This window comes from Candidatus Woesearchaeota archaeon (assembly GCA_016192995.1).
Taxonomy (GTDB): domain Archaea; phylum Nanobdellota; class Nanobdellia; order Woesearchaeales; family DSVV01; genus JACPTB01.
Genome location: JACPTB010000002.1, coordinates 39505 through 58848, shown reverse-complemented (window position 1 = coordinate 58848; position 19344 = coordinate 39505). Strand labels below are relative to the sequence as shown.

Below are 19344 nucleotides of genomic sequence, written 5' to 3'. Positions count from 1 at the left end.
TGGAACTCCGAAAAATCCCCAATAAAGATATTGAGGAGCTTCACAAAAGCAGGCGCTAAAACCCCAGACTTATTACGTACGAAGAAATAGACTATTTATCTCTTAATTATCTTCGCAATTCCTTTATGAGTATTAACTTCCACCACTTCACAAGTTTTTATTATCTTGGTGCAATTTCCTGTGCCAATAATAGCTGGAATCTTCATTTCCCTGCTTATGACTGCAGCATGGCTTAAGATGCCGCCTTCTTCGGTGATAATAGCTTTGATGTTGGTTAAGTAAGGAATAATATCAGGAGATGTTGCATGAATAACAAGGATTTCTCCTTTTTTGATATATTTGTAATCTTCGTTATGGTGAATCACTATGGCAGTTCCTGTTACTTTGCCAGGATATGCGGAAACTCCCTTAATCTCATTACCTTCGTTTTTATTGATCTTTATTTTCTTGAAAAAATCAAATGCTTCTTTTCCTTGGAGAATAATATCATCATTGTTTTCTTGGGTAAGGTAGACAAATGCTTGCTTTCGTTGTTTAATTAATTCTTTATCTCCTTTTTGTTTTGAGGTTAGTAAGATTGTTATTTCATCAGGTAATAACCATACAATTTCTTTATTGCTATCTAACTCTAATCTCTTTGCTATTTCTTCAAACATATCTTTCACATAATATGATGTTTGTTCCACATGTTCAACACGCCAGCTTCTAAAATAAATACATTCATTTACTGTTTTTAACCTTAGTTGATCATTATGGTCTAACTTATTAATCAATTTTTCAAATGTTTTTTTCCTTTTTTGTTCTTCATCTTCTAGAAGTTTGAGTTCTTGTTCTGGATTTTTTATTTTTTTTGCTTGTTGCAGATAATACTCTTCATCATAAAAATTCATGAACATACCTTTTTCTTTCATGAAGGAAAATAATGTAACATGCTCATTTATTTCTTTGTCAATGTTTTTACTTTCTTTTAGTTTAATGGCTATTTTTAATAATGACTTTCGTTCTTCTAATTGAACTCCAAATTTGACTGGTGTCAATACGACATTAAAATATTCATCAAGATTGTTTGAAAAATACTTTTTTAGAATGTTTTTTGTTTCTTGTTCGAGCAATGGTTCGATACATAAAGGGAAATAGATAAATGGACCATAAAGCTTGGCAATCATTTGAAGATTTGCATCTAAATAACAGTTTGTTTTGGTTTGGATTTTGATGTACATACAATATCACTTTTATGAAGTTTTAAACAATTCGAATTCCACTAATCTATTGATTGGTGGTGGAATTCGTAAGCGTCAAGAACCACCCGATGGAAGTCCGTCGTGAACTTCGTTCATGCCATCCGGTCTTTGACCGGTGGTTCTTGACAAAAGCAAGGACAGGAAGCTATTGTTCATCTTTATGGTAAAGTGCCAATACGTAAACAATATTCCTTCAATTATGTAAGACAGACGAGATGAACCCATATATAATTCTCTTGTTCCTTTTCTACTGTATCGCATAGGTTTTCCAATCTCTGGATTATTTTTTATTTTACTTACTTGCTTAATAATCTTCTCTTTCAAGTCTTTATTCTTAATCTTTTCAAATTCCTTCCTAAACTGAAGATCAAATATGGCATCTACCACTTTTTCATTTCCTCTATGAATTCATCAAATCCCATACTTATACCTTTGCCTTCCTCAATTCGCTTGAATGCTTCCTCAGTCCGTCGTGCAAATTCTAAATCATCTTTAAAGTTCTTATCAAGGTTATCAGCTTTCTTCATGATGATTTGGTTGTTATTCCTTATAATAATCAGTTTATCACCTTCCTGCATATCTTCTCTCATTTCAGTAGGTATCACTACTTGTCCCCTGGAACTCATTCTTGTTATTGCAACTTCCATATATTATCACCAAGTAAGATTAATCTTATGTGATATAAATACTTTTTGGTTCTTGGTATTTCTGATGCTCCTTCTACAAATTTATTTTTCCAATTATATATAACTACTGTTAAGTGAATATTTAAATATAAGTGGTTTTTACTCATAGGATGCATGAACATTGGTTTAATCGAGTATGGAAAAGGGCAAGAGATAGTATTTTAGTTACTCCCCAGAATTATGATCCTGATTTTAGTGAATTTAATCAAAGACTAGCTGATGCTTGGGAAAAAGTAAAAGATGTTTCTGAACCTTCACAAATAAATATTCCTATGAGTAGAATTGGTCAATTAGCAGCTATTAGGGCATGGCAGGATCCAGGACATTTTTATGCTCGTTCTGGCAGTCCAAGTCATGATGCTTTACATTATATGTTATTACGGGCAGAAGCAGGCTATATTTCAGATGTTGAACAGCATGTAGCAGCAGCATCTTTTCCTGCAGGAATGTCTGCAATTGATACTGTTATTGAAGAATTAGTAAGGCATATTCCTAAGGCAAATAGAAAAAATATTTTATTTCTTCAAGGAAAACAAGTCTATCCACAAACGTATAAAGTTCTTGGTGAGGGCTTAGAGGAAAAAGGTTTATTGCCTTCAGTAAAAATTGACACAACTAATTTAGGTGAAGTACAAGATGTATTACAACGACATAACCGAAAAGTGGTAGGCATATTTTATGAACCTGTAACTAATCCTACCATTCAATATACTGATACAAGAGCCTTGGCTGCATTAGCACATTCTTTTGATGTTCCGGTAATTGTTGATGCCACTTTTTTAACGCCTTATGAACAACAGCCATTGAGAATGGGAGCAGATATTGTTATTCATAGCGCTACTAAATATCTCAATGGAGCAGGAGACATGTTGGCGGGTGTTGTTGTTGCACCTCTTAGTTTTGTCCATGGAAATGGTTCAGTAACAGGCATGAAAGAAGTGCAAGAAAGAGCAGGAAGAGTGCTTGATCCAAAGTTAGCTTTTACTCTCGCAGAAAGGGTTCAACATCTTGGTTTACGTATGGAAGATCACGTAACTAATGCTTGTCATGCTGCTGATTATTTAGACAACTCAGAATTTGTTGAACGAGTTTATTATCCAGATTTAGGCAATGGAACAAGATCTGGTACTGCAGGCGGTGTGTTAAGTTTTGTTTTAAAAGGCGTTGATGGGTCTGAAAAAATTGCTCGTGAAAAAGCATTAATTCAATATTTAATCACGCATAAAGATTCTGCTCCAATTAGTTTTTCAGTAGGTTTAGGCGATACGCAATATCGTATGATTGGTTTAAACACTTTAGGTTATCTTACTTCACATGAACCAGGACTTGTAAGGTTTGCGATCGGAAGAACGTTTGAAGTAGGCAGAGTAATAACGTTTTTAGATACAGCATTGAATCATGTTTACAAAACACATTAAATTTAAATTAACGGTGTAACTACTTATGTTTATGGAACAACCTAACAATTCAGCATGCTACAGCAAATTTGTTGATGCTTGGCATAAAGCTATTTATCCTGCGCGTCCAAGTCTGCAAGAAATAGATATTTTTGATGAACTGATGCGTGATTTTAAACATAAAAAATTACTTATTCTCGGTTCTACTCCAGAATTTCGTGATTTGGGAGCAAAAAATAATCTTCAGGTTACTTGCGCAGATGCAAATTCTGATATGCTTGAAGGCATGAAGCAATTAATGTATTATAAAAATACTCATGAGCAATTAGTTGCCTGTAATTGGTTGGCATTGCCGTTTCAAGATAGTAGTTTTGCTCTTGTTTATGGTGAGCAATCTATCAATGTTCTTCCCTTAGAGCAATGGGAGCATTTTTTGCAAAATGTTTTTCGTGTCTTGGAACCAAATGGCAGATTTGTTCTCAAAATTATGATGCGAAAACCCGGTGACGAAAAGAGTATTTTGTCTACGTTTAAAAAAAGAAATTATGATCTTGCTTATATTAAACTCAAAGCTTTTGGTTCGTTATTGCCATTGACTAATAATAGTCTTTGCATTGGTGATAGTGTAACGTATGTTACTGATCTTTTTAAAAGAAGCATAGTTTCTTCTGAATGCTATCAGCGTTTTTTGTATCATGTTGATGATATAGGAAAAAGTGGATTGCGCGCTTATATGATGGATAAAGAATTGTTTGAGCTGCTATTAAGCAACTATTTTCATATTGAAAAAAAAGTACATGGCGCAGATTTTGAATTTCATGAGCATCATCCTATTTATGTATTGAAGAAAAAATAAATTTATTAACTAGAAAATAACTAAGTTTGGTTATTTAAGCTTTAAAATGTACAAGGGATATAATTCTGGATCAACTTCTGCATTATAACATGTATTAATAATATCAAAGTATTTTTTCATTGCGCTTTCAATATCTTTTTCAGTAGGCATATAAAATGTAAATTCCCTGTCTTTCATACCAGCTTTCTCAAAGAATGCAAATTCTTCTTTAGTAATAATGCCTTTTTGAAACAATTTTTCTGCAGCGTTATAAACATTTTTTAACATTACTCGTTCGTTTTCAGTGTTATAAACAGTTAGATACAAATTTCTTCCAATATAATTATATAATGGTTTTTTACTTCCTTTTTTTCGATACTCTTTAATTACTTGTTCTTCATTGATTGTTTCATGCTCCTTTCTAATGTATATTCTTGGCATAAAAATACCATGAGGCTTAAGCATTTTTTGTACATTCTTTAAAAGTATGTTGATTCCTTCTCTTTGAACTAAATTGATTACATTATCCGCTAGAATAATATCAAATTTCTCATCTAAAACCGTTTGCAGCCAATTGCCTTCGACTAATTTTTCATGTGGTTTTGCTGTTACTTCTTGTTTAAGGTATTCAAAATTATATCTGCTGAAATCAAGGCAGGCAATTTGAACCTTTAATTCACCACAGAGATTTCTGTATTCTGGCGTTGCGCCGAGAATTAAAACTTTGCACTCTTTGCCAACTAATTTTATTTTTGACTTTATAATCTCTAAATCTTTTTTTGATGCTCGCGCAGGTCCGGTATAATATTCCCAATGATGCACAAATTCATCACTCCAGTCTCCTTTCATGTGGTCACCTTTGCAACATAGATTGGTGCATACACTGTGTAGGAATATTCTTCAGCTCTTTCTTTTGCAAGTATAAAAAAATTATTTTCTCTTAATAATTTTTCCCATAGTTCAATAGGTGGAAACACTGAAATTATTTTATGAGCTTCTTTGTAAACATTATTGAATTCATTTTCAGTAAGAAGTTTTTTCTCAAATAATTCCCTAATATAATCAAAATATACTCTCCAATATGATTCAAAATTTTGTTGATTATACCACGTACTTGACCATGAAATCTTTGAGTTCATCCTGAGATTGTATTTTAAATTTCTTAATTTTCTTGTTGTTCTAAATTCTTCAATAATCTCTTCTGGTTTTCTTAATTTAATGTTTTTGTTGTAAACAAATTGTCGGAGAATAAAAATTCCTTCATTTTTAAGAGCTCTTCTAATTATCAAAAGAAGTTTTGTATATTCTTCCCAAGCAATGTTATTAAAAGAAGCGTCACCGATTACTAAGTCATACCTATTTTTTTCATCAATTTCAAGCCAGTTTTTAATCATAATTCTCTCATTATTCTGATTATTAGGTATCATGAAATTTTTCATATTTTCAATAACGTCTTTATTGATATCAACTACTGTGGTTTTGAAACCTGCTTCAAGACAAATATCGCGTAATGAAGCAGTAGCACCAAGAATTAATGCAGAATTTTTTCCTTTTGTATATTTCTCGATCAAATGTTTATATATCTCAATTTCTTCATCAGACGGTTTTGATGCGTAATAATTCTCTTCATTGAAAATTTTGTTCCAGTATTGTATATTGTGGATACTTGGTTCCATTACCTATGACCTGTCTTTACTCAAGTTCTACTAAAATATGTTTTTTGTCAGGGACAGAAACATACACCTCTTCACCTTTTTTTAAATCTAAACTTCTTACTACATTATTATTCAAATAAATACCAAGTCGCTCTCCTGATAATTTGACTATTCTCTGCTTTATTTTAAGAGGAGCTTCTCGTAATTCTTCAAGCACTTTCTTGCTTGATGTTTTTTCAAACTCAAAATAGTCGCAGTTTGGACATTGATAGCTTAGAGATTTATTTTTAGCGCCGTAAATTGCTACCTCTACTTCCTTTAAGTTAGTGTTACATTTTGGGCATTTCATAGTAGTATCACCTACATTAGTTTTGCATTTATAACAGATAGTACATCATCTTCAATTTTAAATACAAGATAATAACCATCTTTTTCAATTTCAAACACATCACCCTTTTTTCGAGGGTTTTTTATACTAAAAATTAATTCAACTACTTTATCCCAAGGTACGTCCTTAGCATGTTCCTCAAGATAATGTTTAGTTGGACGTATTTCAGTAAAATAAACAATGTTTTTCATCTTGTACTACATTTATGTAGTCTTTTTTACTATATAAATTTTTCTAATTTTTAAACAGATTTTTTTTAGAATCGGTAATCTATATTTTCCTTATAATTCCTTTCTCTCCATCAACTTCAATCATATCATTGTTTTTGAAAACCTTAGTTGCAATCTTCGTTCCCACAATGCAAGGCTTATTCATCTCTCTTGCAACAATGGCTGCATGGCAAGTTATGCCACCTTCATCAGTGATAAAGGCTGATGCTTTCTGCATGGCAACAATGTATTCTGGGTTTGTTGTAACAGCAACCAATATATTTCCTTCTTCAAATCTTTGTAAGTCTTCTCTTTTAGTTATTACCTGCACTTTTCCGATGGTTTTGCCTTTGCTTCCTACGATCCCTTTAATTTCATGTATTTGTTCAGTGAGCTGTTTCTCAATAAAATTATTTAATATTTCTTTTCCTTGTTGTGTTGTTATAGTCTCTCCATGCATCTCAACAATAAAAGCTTCTTTTCGTTTTTCAATAATTGCATCAATCTGTTTTTTAGATAGCATTGTTTCTTCAGGAAGTAAATAACCGAGATCTTTGTCATTAACTAAATGTAATCTCTTTGCAAGTTGTGTTACAAGCTTTTGTCCAAGATAGAATGCTTCTCTGCGGTATTCATCACGTTTGTCTTTAATATAAAGGAATTTCTGGTATACTTTTATAATCTCCTTATTTTTAACATGAAAATCAGGATGATTTTCATATTGTTCATTATTATTTATTTTGAATGAAAGCACATATTCACGGATTTGTGTACTATCTAATGGTTTTACAAAGGGATCTGTATTACCAATCCAAGGCGCATGTTCTTTTACATACTCTATTCTTTTATTGGTGTCATGTTCTTTTTTGAAATAATCTGCAATTCTCAGTAGAACTGCTTTTTCAGAAGGATGTGAATAATGTTTGATTGCATCTTCTACTTTTTCTGGTGGCAATTCCTGTTCTAAAGCTTCTTTGAAAATAATTGCCATAATATCAACTAAATAAAATGATTTCCACAATATGACACAAAAATTAATCAACCCATTATAATAATCCTTATAATAACTTTTCAACTGTTCAACAGAAGTTTGCTCTGAAATCACCATGTTATTTACAACTGCAATAAAATGACTGCCTTTTTCTTCTAATTCGTTGATAATAACATTCATTAATAGCGGGTCTTTTTTTAAGTCATGGTACAGTTTCTTATTCAGTTTTTTCTGTGCGCCTTTTTCACGATATAGACTAATCCAGCCGTCTTTGCCATCTGCCCTTACTGCATCTTCTTTACCTAATTCTTGTTTTAATAATCTTGCTTCTCCGACCACTGCGGAATAGCCATACAAGAAGGAATATTCACGTTTAAGAATGAATTCGTAATTTTTATTATAATCTTCTTGAAATGGAGGCATTCAACTTAGTTAATCAACAGAATTTTAATATGTTTCTATTATCTTTAATATTCTTCTCCTTCCTCTGTCGTTAAGATTCCTATTAGTTTACTAAATGAATTTCCAGAGGCAAGCCTGTCAATAACTTCACTAAAACTCTCATTATTTTCCTTTTTCAGTAATAATTTTTTATAGGAACTTTCTGTAATGGTAATACATTTTGTTGCCATATTAATGTAAATGTATGTACATGTAGTTATATTTTACGGTTTAGCTATTATACTTCATCCATATCCCTATAATTTCTGAAACTATACACTTAAAAGAAAAAATAAATAAATTATCATTGATATAATTGCTCTTTTGGTCCTGAAGATGTAGTTTATACTATCTCAGACCTAGTTAAAGAAATAATAGAAGAATTGTTTAAAGTATTCAGAAACACTGGTTGCTTTAGCTAAAGAAATGTACTGGTATTCAGTTTTGTTCTGTGTTTTAGCTGATGATTGTTTCTGCATAACTAACACGAATGGCGATACTTATATTTAAATGTTGTTTATTTTTGTACGTGAAAGTCTTGTAAAAATTGTTCTGGCGTTACTATTTTTATGTTAAAATATTCTTTTAATACTAATAAATCCTGATCTCTTGTAACAATAATGTCTGATTTCGATGCAGTCGCACAAGCTATGATATGGTCATCAAGGGGATCTCTACTAATTTTTTCGATAGTTATAATATTTTTACAAATAGTTGCATAACTTTTAATACATTCTAAAATATCATGAATTTCTGTTTCTTCAAGATGAAAATCTCTTTTCAAAACTCTTGTTGTTTCAGCAATTATTTCATTTGATATAATTATTTGTAGCTCTGAATCAAGACAAAGCTGTACAATTTTATAAGGATCACCATTCCAGAAAATACTTGAGATTAAGATATTAGTATCTACTACAATACGGATCAAAGTTGCCTGCCTTTTTTAATTAATTCTTGAAGATATTTTTCTCTAAGATTTCTTTTCTTTGCAAAAGATACACCCCATGCATGAATATCTTCGAATAATTCTTTAGATGATGGTGTTTTAATCTTTTTGAGAATTAAGGTATCATGTTTTCCAGTAATAGCAAATGTCTCTCCATCCTTTAAACCAAGTTGATTTCGTATATTCATAGGTATAACTATTTGTCCTCGCGATGATAATTTTGTTAAAACCGTTTGAGTCATATTCTCACCTAATAAGATAATAAGATATACTTACTTATAAAGTTTATGAAAAATGATTAATTATTTATAGTAAGTCAAAGACCTATTGTTTATGCTTAATCTTCAATCAACTATCCAACTCAATAATGGCATCAATATTCCACGATTGGGCTTGGGAACGTGGAAGACTGCTCCTGGAAAGGAATGCGAGCAAGCTGTTTTAGATGCATTAAAAGTAGGGTATCGTCATATTGATACTGCTGCAATTTATCGCAATGAGGAAAGCGTTGGAGCAGCGATTAAAAAAAGTGGTATTCCTCGGAAAGATATTTTTCTTACTACTAAATTATGGAACGATGATACTAATGATCCGCGGTTAGCGCTTGAACAGAGCCTGAAAAAATTGCAAACTGATTATGTTGATTTGTATCTTATTCATTGGCCGGTTAAAAATAGGCTTGATGCCTGGCGAAATTTAGAGGAATTGTATGATGAAGGAAAGTGCAAGGCAATTGGGGTTAGCAATTTTCTCGTGCATCATTTGGAAGAATTATTATCTGTTTGCGATATAGTTCCTGCCATTAACCAAGTTGAATTTAATCCTTATTTATATCAAAAAGATCTTTTGAAATTCTGCCAGAAACATGGTATTCAGTTGGAAGCGTATTCTCCATTAGCACATGGCAAAAAATTGGCTGATAAAAAGCTTGCAGCAATAGCTCGAAAATATAATAAAGATCCTGCACAAATATTAATAAGATGGAGCTTGCAGCACAATCTCGTTGCTATTCCCAAATCAGTTCATCCTGGGAGAATTACATCTAATGCAGATGTGTTTGATTTTCAGCTGAGCAAAGAAGATATGCAGCAGTTGGATGCAATGAATGAAGATCTACGGATGTGTTGGTTTATTGATGAAGATGAATTGCTGCCGAAGAAAGTGAGGTAATTATACATGTCCTATGGAATACTTTATGTTGAAAATGAAGCAATAGCCGGCAGTATGGTAAAGAGGATGCTCGAAAAAAGAGGTCACTTTGTTTTTCATTATGATTCAGCCGAAGCTTGCTTGGATGATTTAAGAGATTTAGATTTGCGGTATGATCTTGCGATTGTTGATCGCGAACTTGGCGTGCGTTATAGTGGTGATGATCTTGTTATTGCATTAAAACAAAAATATTCTCGAAGACCTATTCTTTCAATTTCTTGTTATCCTGAAAAAGCACCTGATGCTGACTCTTTTTTAAAAAAGCCATTTGGGATTGATGATTTAGTTAGAAAAATTGGCGAAATAATGACAAGCAAATAATTGGCTATTTTTAGGGTCTACATTAATATTTATTTTATTAATTAGGGTCTACAAATGATTATCCCCACTTTGAAAATATTTTTTCATAAGTATCAATAAATGCTTTATAGCAAAATGTTACTATCTTTTGATATTTTTCAGGCTCTAATTTAGTTAAATCAGCTTTGTGACCTTCAGATAGAGCTGTATAATATTCGTTTCTGGTTTTGTTTTTGATTACTAATGGTGGCAGATTATTCTGCAATATGATAAGATTGATTAACATTCTTCCTGTTCTTCCATTCCCATCATAAAATGGATGTATCTTTTCAAACTTTTCATGAAAAATACTGGCAAGAATTAATGGATGCAGTTTTCTCTTATGTTGTTCATGCCATTTTAATAAAATGTTCATATCAATTTCAACGTATTTTGCTTCAGTCGGCGTAAATTCAGCACCAAATACTCTTACGTTTTGCTTTCTAAACGATCCTGTCCTCTGGTCAATATTTTTAACCAGTCTTTGATGAATATCTATAATTATTTCCTTGTTTATTGTTGGTTTTTCTTTAATAATATAATCAAAGGTATCCTTTTCATTAATATGGTCGTAAATCTCCCGCAAATCCTTACCTTTTGGTGTTATGTTTTCATTAAGCAGCAGATTAGTTTCCTGCAATGTTAATGAATTTCCTTCAATGGCATTGGTGTTGTAAATATATTCTGTTTTAAAATCTTTAAACATATCTTCTTTTAGTTTTTCATCATCTATATCCAACTTTTTCTTGAAATCTTGCTTGATTTCTTCGATTTTCTTAAGCTCTTCAGATGAGAGAAACACTATGTTCCAATCTTCCTTATCTTCTTTCATATTTTTGAGAATAAAATTAACTTTTGTTGAAGAAATTCTCTTTATTTTCTTATTTAATTCTTTTTTAGAAATAGGATCTTTGCCTAAATAAGCAACGGTTTTCTTTTTTACTTTATTACCTACTCTAGCTGAAACACGGGCATAATAATAGTTTTTTCCTTGTATGTTCTTCTTTTCAATGTGCATGGTATGATTATTAGGGTCTACATATATTTAAAGATTGTGTTTTAGGGTCTACAATTATTATTTTTGGGAATAAAGTTGCACAAATATTGTGGACTAAACAGCCTTTTGCTTTTGTTATTGAATCTGAAGAAATACGTGCGAGCTTTAAAGGTTATTTTGATTATTTCTGGAAAAATAAAGACACAAAATAGCTCTTAATTGTTTTATTTTTGTTCTTTAATTTTTAACTCTAGTTGTTCTAAATTTATCTTTTGTTTGATAATATTAATTACAGTGCTTATGGTTGTTTCGACAGTTTTAAGCTCTTGTTTAAGAGTTTCTCGATTAAAATCTTTTTCAATTTCAGGAAATTTTCTATAATCAGCATAAGCTCTAAACGAATATGTTTTGTGATAAAGTTTTTGCAAATCAAGACTATATTTCTGTTTTATGTTTTCTAGTTTTGCAAAATCTCCAAAATGTTTCTTACTGAAATTTCCAGTTTCAAAAACAAGTAATGCATTAGATACATGTTCAACACAGAGAAATAATCTGCTGAATGATGATTCTAATAGCTGCAGCTCTTCAAAATGATCTATGGTAACTCTCTTGCTTCTCTCTTTAACTTCAAGAAAACAACGTACTCCTAAACCTAATTCTGTTTTAATTTCTTCTTCTCTCATAAAATTGATCCACCTATTTTCTCTGCAAACTGCAGTGCTTTATTTACCTTGTCAGGAAGCTTCATTTTATAGGATTTCTTGAACATTACATCTAATTCTCTGTCATCCTTAGGGCTTAAATCTTTATAATTCATCGCTGCATACATAATATCCCTAATACCCTTTTCTAAATGTCTTTTTAAATATTCTTTTTCAGAAAACTCAAGGCATGACAAGATCTCTCTATAACCTATTATAAATCTCTCTTCAATATCTTGCTTTTTCAAGAAGAATGATCTATACTTTAGATAAATGACCTCTTGTTCACAAGAGTATGGTAGGCCGTTGGTGATATTTTTAAAAAGCATATCTTCATGACTTAAGCCGTTCTCTATTTCTTGAAGTGTGCCAATGATGGGTGAAAATCTAAAATCTATTTTTTTAATGCGTTCTATCAACGCCTTGCTGCCATCTGTTTTTTTAAGGAGAATAAAAATATCAATATCATTAAAATTTCTGTTTATACTTGAACCGAAAAAAATTACGCCTACATAATTATCATTAAGCATCTGTTTCAGTAATCCATTTAATAACGCTGGTTTGTAACATAATTTCTGATCATATTTTTTTTTAATATCATCTAAGAACAACTTAAGAATAGTATTTGCATACCTATGGAAATAATTAAATCTATATATATGGGTTTTTCCTTTAATTTCTTTCCTTATAAGATCTTCTTTTTCCAATATTTTTAATGATCGCGATATATTTGCTTTTGTTGTTTTTGTAGCAGTTGCTATTTCAGTTAAACTTGCTTTTTGGTCTATGAGATGCCTTAATATCCGTTCGTTTACTTTTGTTATTATTTTTGATAACATATGTTATTATAGTTGATAACTTTAATATTTAAATGTTTCTATTCCTTAGCATTCTTCCACAACACTTTAAAGAATTCCTTGTAAGAATCTGCTATTTCTTTGCTTTGGAGCAATGTTGCAATAGGTTGTTCACTCCAGACAATGATTGCTACTTTGTCGCCGTAAACCCATGTTGTTGCTGGCGTTGCTTCTTGTTTGGTGAATCTCATTATGCATTTTTTCCAAGGCGATCCTGCTTTTTTCTTTTTTACTGTTTCGTTGAAAATAATTTTAATGATAATATTTAATTTTGCTCTTCGTATATGCCATTGTTCTGCATAATGTTTGAATACTTCAACTAATTTTCCTTCGGCTCCAAAGACTAACAGTTCTTTTTTAGTATTAAGAACATCTTCAGTAATTGACTGCAGTCCTTTTTTTCCTTTGTAAAGCGTTGCTTCCTGCCCTTGTTTTGATAGTTTTTTCCTTGCTTGCAATTCCGGGAGAACTTTGCTGAATAACTGCTTTTTATGTTCTAACTGTTTTTGTTTATCTTCCAAATAAAGCATGAATCTTTTTGGCTCTGCTGCCTGAAAACATTTTCTGTTTGCTGTATTGATGTAGCTGACTAATCCTTTTTGCGTTAATTTCTCCAATGCGTCGTATACGTTAGTTCTATTAACACCTGATATTTTGGTTATTTCACCTGCCAAGTTTGGACCTTTTTCCAATAATGCAAGATATACTTTTGCTTCATTTCCTGCCAAGCCTATCTCTTCTAATATTGGCTGTATCGTTTGATTTGCATTCATTTTGTAAAGTACTCTCTTACTGCTTATAAATATTGTTGTTATAGTATATTACAACAAAAGGTTATATAATCGATTTATCTCCCTTTTTAGATGGCTGAAAGCTATATTTCAAAGATAACATCTATGTTTATCATACTATTATTAGGATTCCTTTTTATCTCAAGTTGCAATTCTGATACTAATAACAATAATTCTACAACTCCTATTTCTTTGGGTGTTATTATACCATTAACAGGAAATTCAGCTTTGTACGGAACTGAAGCTTATCAAGGATTATTATTGGCTGAAAACGAATTTGAGCAGCAACATGGCAATATATTTACTTTGCATGTTGAAGATCACCAAGGCGATACAAAACAGGCGGTTGCAGCGTATCATAAATTGAAAGAGTTGAATACTATTTCGGGTGTTATTACGGGTATGAGTCCTTCAAGTTTGGCTATTGCTCCTTTGGCAAATCAAGATCAAATTGTCCAGATGGCAGTTTTTTCTTCAACACCAAAATATACCTCTCCTAATGATTACACCTTTAGAGTTACTGTCAGATCTGAAGTTGAAGACAAGTATCTTGCTCAATATATTATTACCTCTTATCAAACAGTTGCAATTCTTTATGTGAATAATGATATGGGTTTAGGGCATAAAAATGGTTTTGCAGGATCATTTACTTCATTGGGTGGAACAATTGTTCTTGAAGAAGGTTATGATCCAGAAAGTTCTGATTTTAGAACACCATTGCTTAAAATTAAAGAAGCAAATCCTCAAGTACTTTTTATTGCTGGCGACATTAAAACAACATCGTATGTGGTGAAGCAAGCACGAGAAATGGGTATTACTATTCCTTTATTCGCCACTCGTGCAATTCAAGGCGAAGATCTTTTATCCATTGCCGGCGAAGCTGCTGAAGGATTGACCTATACTTATTCGTTTGATTTAAATTCATCAAATCAACAGCTCCAACATTTTGCTGAGATGTATCACGCGATGTATGGTCAGGATCCAACTGATTTTTCAGCTCAGGGTTATGAAGCTGGAAAATTACTGTTTCAATCATTTTATGATTGCTCTGGAGATACTGCCTGTGTCAAGGAACATTTATTTCAAGTAAAAGATTATCCTACTTCGTTTGGCCCATTATCTTTTGACAGGAATGGCGATGTTGAATATGCATTTATTATTAAGCAAGTTAAAAATGGTGGGTTTGTGATTGTGGAATAACTTAATATTGTTTAGATCAAGAAAATTTATATATCTAAACATCTATAATCCTACCATGGCTCAAAAATTATTGCAACGGATAGTAGTAGATCCTAAAATCTGTCATGGCAGAGCCAGTATTAAGGGAACCCGTGTTATGGTTTCGATAATCTTAGATAATTTGGCAGAAAGCAGAAGTATAAAAGAAATTTTGAATGATTATCCTTCTTTAACTGAAAATGACATATATGCCGCATTGGAATATGCGGCTGGCTTAGCAAAAGAGGAAATCATTATTTAGGTGATTGCCTTGAAGTTTAAATTAGATGAAAATATTCCTCTTTCTTTAGGAATTGTTATTAAACAATTAGGGTATTATGTTTGTGATGTTTATCAACAAAATCTTTCAGGTAAAAGTGATGATCAGATTTTTCAAACTTGCAAAAAAGAAGGTTTCATTCTCATTACTCAAGACTCTGATTTTGAAAATACCCTTAATTATCCGCCTAAAACTCATCCGGGAATTGTTGTTTTTAAGTTAAAAAATCAAGGTACGAGTTCTATGATTCAAGCGTTTAATTATTTAACTAAAAAAGTGAATTTAGAAAGACTAAATAATTCAATCACTATTGTAAAATCAAAAATGATTAAAATTAGAGATTGATGTATTTCAATTATATCTTAACTTCTGATCAATTAATCATTTCAAGCTTTTTTTGAAAAATGAGTAATCTTTGTTTAGCCTCTTGACTACCAATATATATCTCATCTAATGTAAGATTAAATGATTCTTTCCAAGGTGATAAATTCTCTTTGTCAATCAGCAATATTCTTTCTTTATAATATTTATCCATTAGTGCATTAGCTTGTATTAATGTATCAAGTATTTTAATTGAATCTTCTCTTAGTTCTCTTGTTTGTAAAATTTCAGAACTTTTTTCTAAAAAACTGTATCTAAACCTATGCTCAAATAAAGTTAAATCATTTTTCCATTGGTTAGTATTATCTTCAATTTGTTTAACAACTATTAAGTTAAAATTTATTTCAAATTTTAATTGTTCAATAATTATTTCTTCTTTATCTAATTCTCTTTCTCTATCTTGATAATATGTAACAATTGCAAAAATTATAGAAAAAATAGTAACTATCTCTGCAACAAAGTAAATAAACCCTTTTAAGTTAGAGATAGTTTCTTTGTTATCTGAGTATACTGTACCAAATTTCTTTTTGCATCTAAAAAATAATTTTAAATCATTAATAAATACTTTGCGTTCTGAACTATTGATTGTTAATAAACCAAATATTACTATTAAGATCATCAATGTTATTGTAATACTTATTATAATCTCTGTTAATAATGGCATATACTAGTAAGGATGTTCTTTATTATAAATTTAATCTCCAAATTTCAACTAAAACTATATAAACCTCTTTCCTTATAAACTAAACATGCGCAAGAACCTTCAAGTTGCTAAAATATTGTATGAAATAGCAGACTTATTGGAAATTCAAGATGTCCAATGGAAGCCAATTGCTTACAGAAGAGCTGCTCAAACTATAGAGAATCTTTCTGAGGATATTGCTGAGCTTGTCAAGCAGGAAACTGTTCAGGAATTGCCTGGCATTGGAGAAGCAATTGCTGAAAAAATCAAAGAAATTGTCACAACTGGTAAACTAAAATATCTTGAACAATTAAGAAAAGAAGTTCCTGTTGATACACAAAATTTGTTCAGGATAGAAGGTTTAGGACCAAAAACAGTAAAATTATTATATAATCAACTCAAAGTAAAAAATCTTCAGCAGCTTGAACAAGCAGCTAAAACTAACAAAATTGCACAGCTTGAAGGCATGGGTGAAAAACGTCAGCAGCTTATATTGCATCATTTGGAAGCATTGCATCATCAAGATCAAGGACGAATGCCTTTGGGATTTGCAGAGCCAATAGCAGATGAGATTGTTAGTATACTAAAAAAAGTTTCAGGTGTTGAACAAGTAACTGTTGCAGGTTCTTTTAGAAGAGGCAAAGAAACAGTTGGTGATTTAGACATTCTTGCCGTTGCGAAAAATGCTGCTGCAGTGATGGAACGTTTTGTCAGTATGGAATCAGTGCAGGAAGTTCTTGCTCGAGGAGAAACCAAAAGCAGTGTTAAACTGCAGAATAATCTTCAGGTTGATTTAAGAGTCGTTAAACAAGAGCAGTATGGTGCTTGCCTGCAATATTTTACTGGCAGCAAAGAACATTCTATTGCTTTGCGGAAAATTGCGTTAAAAAAGGGCTTGACTATGAATGAATATGGTATTTATCGTGTTAAAGATAAAAAATTAGTTGCCAGTAAAACTGAAAATGAGGTGTATGCTAAACTCGGTTTGCAATATATTCCTCCTGAAATGCGGGAAAACAGAGGAGAAATAGAGTTAGCAGCTAAAAACAAGATTCCTCAACTCATTGAATTTAAAGATATTAAAGGTGATTTTCAAACACAAACTGATTGGAGTGATGGTCAGGATAGTATTGAAGCAATGGCAAAACAAGCTCAGTCGTTAGGTTGGAACTATCTTGTTATTACCGATCATGTAGGTGGCATTGGTATAGCAAATCCTTTGGATGAAAAACGTTTGTTAAAACAAGGAGTGGAGATTGATAAACTTAATAAGAAATTTGATCAACAAAAAATTGATTTTCATATTTTTAAAGGAGCAGAAATAGACATTAAAAAAGATGGCCAACTTTGGCTATCAAAAATAGTTTGCAACAAACTTGATGTTGTTCTTGCTTCAATTCATTCAGCTTTCAGAATGTCAAAAGAGGACATGACCAAACGTTTAATAACTTGTTTTGAGGATTATCCTGTCCATGTTTTTGGACATCCCTTTGCACGGCATATTAATAAGCGTGAACCAATAGAGTTTGATGTTGAAAAAGTATTCCAAGCTGCAAAAGATAATAATGTTTATCTTGAAATTAACGGTCAACCGACAAGAATGGATTTGCCTGATGTTCACATTCATACTGCGCGTGAATTAGGATGCAAGTTTGTTATTAGTTCTGATGCGCATAGTGCTGAGCAATTATTGTTTCTAAAATATGGTGTTATTAATGCGCGGCGAGGATGGTTAGAAGGGAAAAATATATTGAATACACAGGTATCGCATCAAATTCAAAAAATACTTAATATAAAATAGTCTAATTTTTATTTTAATCTATAAGCTGCGCGATATGTTTCAGAGAGATCATCTAATGAAAGTTCTTCATTAATTTGAACACGATCAAGATTTGCTCTTATTTCTTCTTTTATCCATCGTTGTAATCTTTCTTCGATTTTTCTTTTTAATCTATGCAACCTGCTGCGAGGTACACCAATAATATGTTTTATATAAATATTAATTAATCCCTGGTTTGTTTCTAAGAGTTTTCTGTAAATTAGGATGGGTTTTGCTTCAGCATCATGTTCTAAGCTTATAAAATCTCCTTCGGCAATGCCTGAACTTAGGCAGGCATGTTTGTATTTTAATAGTTTATCTCCATAAATAGCTTTGTACGAAGGTGATAAATCAGCAATTGTTGTTGTTCCGGTTATTAGCAAATTATCATCTTTTAAGCTTGTTTCTATTTCTGTTCTAATAACATTTTCTACTCTTCCTTTAACATATAGACGTAGTCGCTCTAATCTTTGTGCTTCTTTTTGATCTCCATTATTGATTAATGCAACATCTTTTAAAGTTTTATAAGCTGTTACAGGATCTTCTTCAACAAGTTCCACAGCTTCTGGTAAATTTCGTTGTACTTGTTTTTTTCTTCTAAAATGATCAGCATAAAATCTTGCGATTTGCACTAACGGTCTTGCTACTATAAGTCCAAACAATCCATATCCTACTAATGGTGCTAAACTAGTTACACCCTCATATGTTGTTGCTTCTTCTTTTGTTACTATATCATCTAACATAGTTTTAGAGAGAAATACCTTACTATTTATAAAATATATAGATATGATCTATTTTATATCATTAATAACAAAGAACGTTTCAGAGTTTTTTACACCAGGTATTTTATGTAATTTTACTGATAATAACTCACCAAACTCTTTAATATCCTTAGCTCTAGCTTTTAACAAGATATCAAATCTTCCAGTTAAGTATTTTATTTCTTCAACTTCAGGCAACGCACAAAGTTTTTTTTTCAAATCTTCTCGCACTTTATCATCACCCAAGGTTGAAGCGTCATAATGGATGAGTGTATAACCACAAAGTCCTCTTCCTAACTTCTCCTCATCAATAATCGCGGTATACTTTTTGATGATACCTTGTTGTTCTAATTTCCTGATGCGATGATATACTGTTGTTATCGGAATACCGGTTTTCTTTCCTATTGCCCTTGTGGATAATTTAGCATTATCTTTCAGCAGCTCGATGATTCTTTTGTCTATTTCATCTATTATATCCATTAATATGAATTATTTGTTCCATATTATATAAATATTTCGT

General features: G+C 31.6%; 26 protein-coding genes. 8 read left to right on the top strand and 18 right to left on the bottom strand.

Annotated elements, in window-relative coordinates; all coding sequences use genetic code 11:
* Positions 1 to 95 precede the first annotated feature (95 nt).
* The 3 genes from HYY69_01965 to HYY69_01955 all read right to left on the bottom strand — a co-directional run bounded on the left by HYY69_01965 (position 96) and on the right by HYY69_01955 (position 1888).
* Positions 96 to 1220 (bottom strand): hypothetical protein, encoded by a 1125-nt coding sequence (locus HYY69_01965; protein MBI3032215.1) that lies wholly within the window; start codon positions 1218 to 1220, stop codon positions 96 to 98.
* A 75-nt stretch (positions 1221 to 1295) separates the two neighbouring features.
* Complete coding sequence (locus HYY69_01960) at positions 1296 to 1628, bottom strand: type II toxin-antitoxin system RelE/ParE family toxin (protein ID MBI3032214.1); 333 nt, start codon at positions 1626 to 1628, stop codon at positions 1296 to 1298.
* Entirely contained in the window at positions 1622 to 1888 is a 267-nt protein-coding gene (locus HYY69_01955) for an AbrB/MazE/SpoVT family DNA-binding domain-containing protein (GenBank protein ID MBI3032213.1), read from the bottom strand. The genes HYY69_01960 and HYY69_01955 overlap by 7 nt, the downstream gene beginning before the upstream one ends.
* Before the next feature lie 149 nt (positions 1889 to 2037).
* Here HYY69_01955 and HYY69_01950 point away from each other — a divergent pair, with 149 nt between their 5' ends.
* Both HYY69_01950 and HYY69_01945 read left to right on the top strand, forming a co-directional pair.
* Positions 2038 to 3345 (top strand): PLP-dependent transferase, encoded by a 1308-nt coding sequence (locus tag HYY69_01950; protein ID MBI3032212.1) that lies wholly within the window; start codon positions 2038 to 2040, stop codon positions 3343 to 3345.
* Between the two features lie 31 nt (positions 3346 to 3376).
* A complete protein-coding gene (locus HYY69_01945) occupies positions 3377 to 4180 on the top strand; it encodes a class I SAM-dependent methyltransferase (protein ID MBI3032211.1) in 804 nt (267 codons plus the stop codon).
* A gap of 30 nt (positions 4181 to 4210) precedes the next feature.
* Here the strand turns inward: HYY69_01945 and HYY69_01940 are convergent, their stop codons facing one another.
* The 8 genes from HYY69_01940 to HYY69_01905 form a co-directional block, all read right to left on the bottom strand.
* Complete coding sequence (locus HYY69_01940; protein MBI3032210.1) at positions 4211 to 5008, bottom strand: class I SAM-dependent methyltransferase; 798 nt, start codon at positions 5006 to 5008, stop codon at positions 4211 to 4213.
* A complete protein-coding gene (locus tag HYY69_01935) occupies positions 5005 to 5835 on the bottom strand; it encodes a class I SAM-dependent methyltransferase (protein ID MBI3032209.1) in 831 nt (276 codons plus the stop codon). Before HYY69_01935 ends, HYY69_01940 begins: the two co-directional genes overlap by 4 nt.
* 16 nt (positions 5836 to 5851) lie before the next feature.
* A complete protein-coding gene (locus HYY69_01930) occupies positions 5852 to 6163 on the bottom strand; it encodes a zf-TFIIB domain-containing protein (GenBank protein MBI3032208.1) in 312 nt (103 codons plus the stop codon).
* A gap of 11 nt (positions 6164 to 6174) precedes the next feature.
* A complete protein-coding gene (locus HYY69_01925; GenBank protein ID MBI3032207.1) occupies positions 6175 to 6393 on the bottom strand; it encodes a hypothetical protein in 219 nt (72 codons plus the stop codon).
* 79 nt (positions 6394 to 6472) lie between these two features.
* A complete protein-coding gene (locus tag HYY69_01920; GenBank protein ID MBI3032206.1) occupies positions 6473 to 7825 on the bottom strand; it encodes a hypothetical protein in 1353 nt (450 codons plus the stop codon).
* Between the two features lie 44 nt (positions 7826 to 7869).
* Positions 7870 to 8034 (bottom strand): hypothetical protein, encoded by a 165-nt coding sequence (locus HYY69_01915; GenBank protein ID MBI3032205.1) that lies wholly within the window; start codon positions 8032 to 8034, stop codon positions 7870 to 7872.
* Between the two features lie 326 nt (positions 8035 to 8360).
* Positions 8361 to 8771 (bottom strand): putative toxin-antitoxin system toxin component, PIN family, encoded by a 411-nt coding sequence (locus HYY69_01910; protein MBI3032204.1) that lies wholly within the window; start codon positions 8769 to 8771, stop codon positions 8361 to 8363.
* The gene (locus HYY69_01905) at positions 8768 to 9031 is read right to left on the bottom strand and encodes an AbrB/MazE/SpoVT family DNA-binding domain-containing protein (protein MBI3032203.1); all 264 of its coding nucleotides are present in this window, start codon (positions 9029 to 9031) and stop codon (positions 8768 to 8770) included. The genes HYY69_01910 and HYY69_01905 overlap by 4 nt, the downstream gene beginning before the upstream one ends.
* A 91-nt stretch (positions 9032 to 9122) precedes the next feature.
* On the opposite strand from HYY69_01905, the gene HYY69_01900 reads away from it, so the two are divergent.
* Positions 9123 to 9959 carry an aldo/keto reductase gene (locus HYY69_01900; GenBank protein MBI3032202.1) on the top strand — a complete coding sequence of 279 codons (837 nt, stop codon included), beginning with the start codon at positions 9123 to 9125 and terminating at the stop codon, positions 9957 to 9959.
* 6 nt (positions 9960 to 9965) lie between these two features.
* Positions 9966 to 10319: a response regulator gene (locus tag HYY69_01895; protein ID MBI3032201.1), complete on the top strand. Its 354-nt coding sequence runs from the start codon at positions 9966 to 9968 to the stop codon at positions 10317 to 10319.
* A 58-nt stretch (positions 10320 to 10377) separates the two neighbouring features.
* Here the strand turns inward: HYY69_01895 and HYY69_01890 are convergent, their stop codons facing one another.
* From HYY69_01890 to HYY69_01875, 4 genes are all read right to left on the bottom strand, one after another.
* A complete protein-coding gene (locus HYY69_01890) occupies positions 10378 to 11355 on the bottom strand; it encodes a Fic family protein (protein ID MBI3032200.1) in 978 nt (325 codons plus the stop codon).
* A gap of 203 nt (positions 11356 to 11558) precedes the next feature.
* On the bottom strand, positions 11559 to 12017 hold the full coding sequence (locus HYY69_01885; protein ID MBI3032199.1) for a hypothetical protein: 459 nt from the start codon (positions 12015 to 12017) through the stop codon (positions 11559 to 11561).
* A complete protein-coding gene (locus HYY69_01880; protein MBI3032198.1) occupies positions 12014 to 12874 on the bottom strand; it encodes a winged helix-turn-helix transcriptional regulator in 861 nt (286 codons plus the stop codon). Before HYY69_01880 ends, HYY69_01885 begins: the two co-directional genes overlap by 4 nt.
* A 38-nt stretch (positions 12875 to 12912) precedes the next feature.
* Positions 12913 to 13665, bottom strand: coding sequence for a hypothetical protein (locus HYY69_01875; GenBank protein ID MBI3032197.1), 753 nt, complete (start codon positions 13663 to 13665; stop codon positions 12913 to 12915).
* 90 nt (positions 13666 to 13755) lie between these two features.
* Here HYY69_01875 and HYY69_01870 point away from each other — a divergent pair, with 90 nt between their 5' ends.
* From HYY69_01870 to HYY69_01860, 3 genes are read left to right on the top strand one after another with little or no spacing between them, the layout of a single operon-like run.
* Positions 13756 to 14883 carry an ABC transporter substrate-binding protein gene (locus tag HYY69_01870; GenBank protein ID MBI3032196.1) on the top strand — a complete coding sequence of 376 codons (1128 nt, stop codon included), beginning with the start codon at positions 13756 to 13758 and terminating at the stop codon, positions 14881 to 14883.
* A gap of 55 nt (positions 14884 to 14938) precedes the next feature.
* The gene (locus HYY69_01865; protein ID MBI3032195.1) at positions 14939 to 15163 is read left to right on the top strand and encodes a DUF433 domain-containing protein; all 225 of its coding nucleotides are present in this window, start codon (positions 14939 to 14941) and stop codon (positions 15161 to 15163) included.
* Positions 15164 to 15172: 9 nt separating this feature from the next.
* Positions 15173 to 15526, top strand: coding sequence for a DUF5615 family PIN-like protein (locus HYY69_01860; GenBank protein ID MBI3032194.1), 354 nt, complete (start codon positions 15173 to 15175; stop codon positions 15524 to 15526).
* A 28-nt stretch (positions 15527 to 15554) separates the two neighbouring features.
* On the opposite strand, the gene HYY69_01855 is transcribed toward HYY69_01860, so the two are convergent.
* On the bottom strand, positions 15555 to 16226 hold the full coding sequence (locus HYY69_01855; protein ID MBI3032193.1) for a hypothetical protein: 672 nt from the start codon (positions 16224 to 16226) through the stop codon (positions 15555 to 15557).
* A gap of 85 nt (positions 16227 to 16311) precedes the next feature.
* Here HYY69_01855 and polX point away from each other — a divergent pair, with 85 nt between their 5' ends.
* Positions 16312 to 18045 carry a DNA polymerase/3'-5' exonuclease PolX gene (gene polX, locus HYY69_01850; GenBank protein MBI3032192.1) on the top strand — a complete coding sequence of 578 codons (1734 nt, stop codon included), beginning with the start codon at positions 16312 to 16314 and terminating at the stop codon, positions 18043 to 18045.
* Positions 18046 to 18053: 8 nt separating this feature from the next.
* On the opposite strand, the gene HYY69_01845 is transcribed toward polX, so the two are convergent.
* On the bottom strand, positions 18054 to 18806 hold the full coding sequence (locus HYY69_01845; protein MBI3032191.1) for a hypothetical protein: 753 nt from the start codon (positions 18804 to 18806) through the stop codon (positions 18054 to 18056).
* A gap of 48 nt (positions 18807 to 18854) precedes the next feature.
* Complete coding sequence (locus HYY69_01840) at positions 18855 to 19304, bottom strand: Lrp/AsnC family transcriptional regulator (GenBank protein MBI3032190.1); 450 nt, start codon at positions 19302 to 19304, stop codon at positions 18855 to 18857.
* Positions 19305 to 19344: the final 40 nt, after the last annotated feature.

What these genes read in the sequence shown, in the direction of transcription:
- HYY69_01945 (MBI3032211.1), top strand. Translation starts at nt 3,377, where the DNA reads ATGGAACAACCTAACAATTCAGCATGCTACAGCAAATTTGTTGATGCT.
- HYY69_01895 (MBI3032201.1), top strand. Translation starts at nt 9,966, where the DNA reads ATGTCCTATGGAATACTTTATGTTGAAAATGAAGCAATAGCCGGCAGT.
- HYY69_01925 (MBI3032207.1), bottom strand. Translation starts at nt 6,393, where the DNA reads ATGAAAAACATTGTTTATTTTACTGAAATACGTCCAACTAAACATTAT.
- HYY69_01950 (MBI3032212.1), top strand. Translation starts at nt 2,038, where the DNA reads ATGCATGAACATTGGTTTAATCGAGTATGGAAAAGGGCAAGAGATAGT.
- HYY69_01875 (MBI3032197.1), bottom strand. Translation starts at nt 13,665, where the DNA reads ATGAATGCAAATCAAACGATACAGCCAATATTAGAAGAGATAGGCTTG.
- HYY69_01855 (MBI3032193.1), bottom strand. Translation starts at nt 16,226, where the DNA reads ATGCCATTATTAACAGAGATTATAATAAGTATTACAATAACATTGATG.
- HYY69_01915 (MBI3032205.1), bottom strand. Translation starts at nt 8,034, where the DNA reads ATGGCAACAAAATGTATTACCATTACAGAAAGTTCCTATAAAAAATTA.
- HYY69_01890 (MBI3032200.1), bottom strand. Translation starts at nt 11,355, where the DNA reads ATGCACATTGAAAAGAAGAACATACAAGGAAAAAACTATTATTATGCC.
- HYY69_01870 (MBI3032196.1), top strand. Translation starts at nt 13,756, where the DNA reads ATGGCTGAAAGCTATATTTCAAAGATAACATCTATGTTTATCATACTA.
- HYY69_01955 (MBI3032213.1), bottom strand. Translation starts at nt 1,888, where the DNA reads ATGGAAGTTGCAATAACAAGAATGAGTTCCAGGGGACAAGTAGTGATA.
- HYY69_01930 (MBI3032208.1), bottom strand. Translation starts at nt 6,163, where the DNA reads ATGAAATGCCCAAAATGTAACACTAACTTAAAGGAAGTAGAGGTAGCA.
- HYY69_01880 (MBI3032198.1), bottom strand. Translation starts at nt 12,874, where the DNA reads ATGTTATCAAAAATAATAACAAAAGTAAACGAACGGATATTAAGGCAT.
- HYY69_01840 (MBI3032190.1), bottom strand. Translation starts at nt 19,304, where the DNA reads ATGGATATAATAGATGAAATAGACAAAAGAATCATCGAGCTGCTGAAA.
- HYY69_01900 (MBI3032202.1), top strand. Translation starts at nt 9,123, where the DNA reads ATGCTTAATCTTCAATCAACTATCCAACTCAATAATGGCATCAATATT.
- HYY69_01965 (MBI3032215.1), bottom strand. Translation starts at nt 1,220, where the DNA reads ATGTACATCAAAATCCAAACCAAAACAAACTGTTATTTAGATGCAAAT.
- HYY69_01885 (MBI3032199.1), bottom strand. Translation starts at nt 12,017, where the DNA reads ATGAGAGAAGAAGAAATTAAAACAGAATTAGGTTTAGGAGTACGTTGT.
- HYY69_01865 (MBI3032195.1), top strand. Translation starts at nt 14,939, where the DNA reads ATGGCTCAAAAATTATTGCAACGGATAGTAGTAGATCCTAAAATCTGT.
- polX (MBI3032192.1), top strand. Translation starts at nt 16,312, where the DNA reads ATGCGCAAGAACCTTCAAGTTGCTAAAATATTGTATGAAATAGCAGAC.
- HYY69_01905 (MBI3032203.1), bottom strand. Translation starts at nt 9,031, where the DNA reads ATGACTCAAACGGTTTTAACAAAATTATCATCGCGAGGACAAATAGTT.
- HYY69_01940 (MBI3032210.1), bottom strand. Translation starts at nt 5,008, where the DNA reads ATGAAAGGAGACTGGAGTGATGAATTTGTGCATCATTGGGAATATTAT.
- HYY69_01920 (MBI3032206.1), bottom strand. Translation starts at nt 7,825, where the DNA reads ATGCCTCCATTTCAAGAAGATTATAATAAAAATTACGAATTCATTCTT.
- HYY69_01845 (MBI3032191.1), bottom strand. Translation starts at nt 18,806, where the DNA reads ATGTTAGATGATATAGTAACAAAAGAAGAAGCAACAACATATGAGGGT.
- HYY69_01935 (MBI3032209.1), bottom strand. Translation starts at nt 5,835, where the DNA reads ATGGAACCAAGTATCCACAATATACAATACTGGAACAAAATTTTCAAT.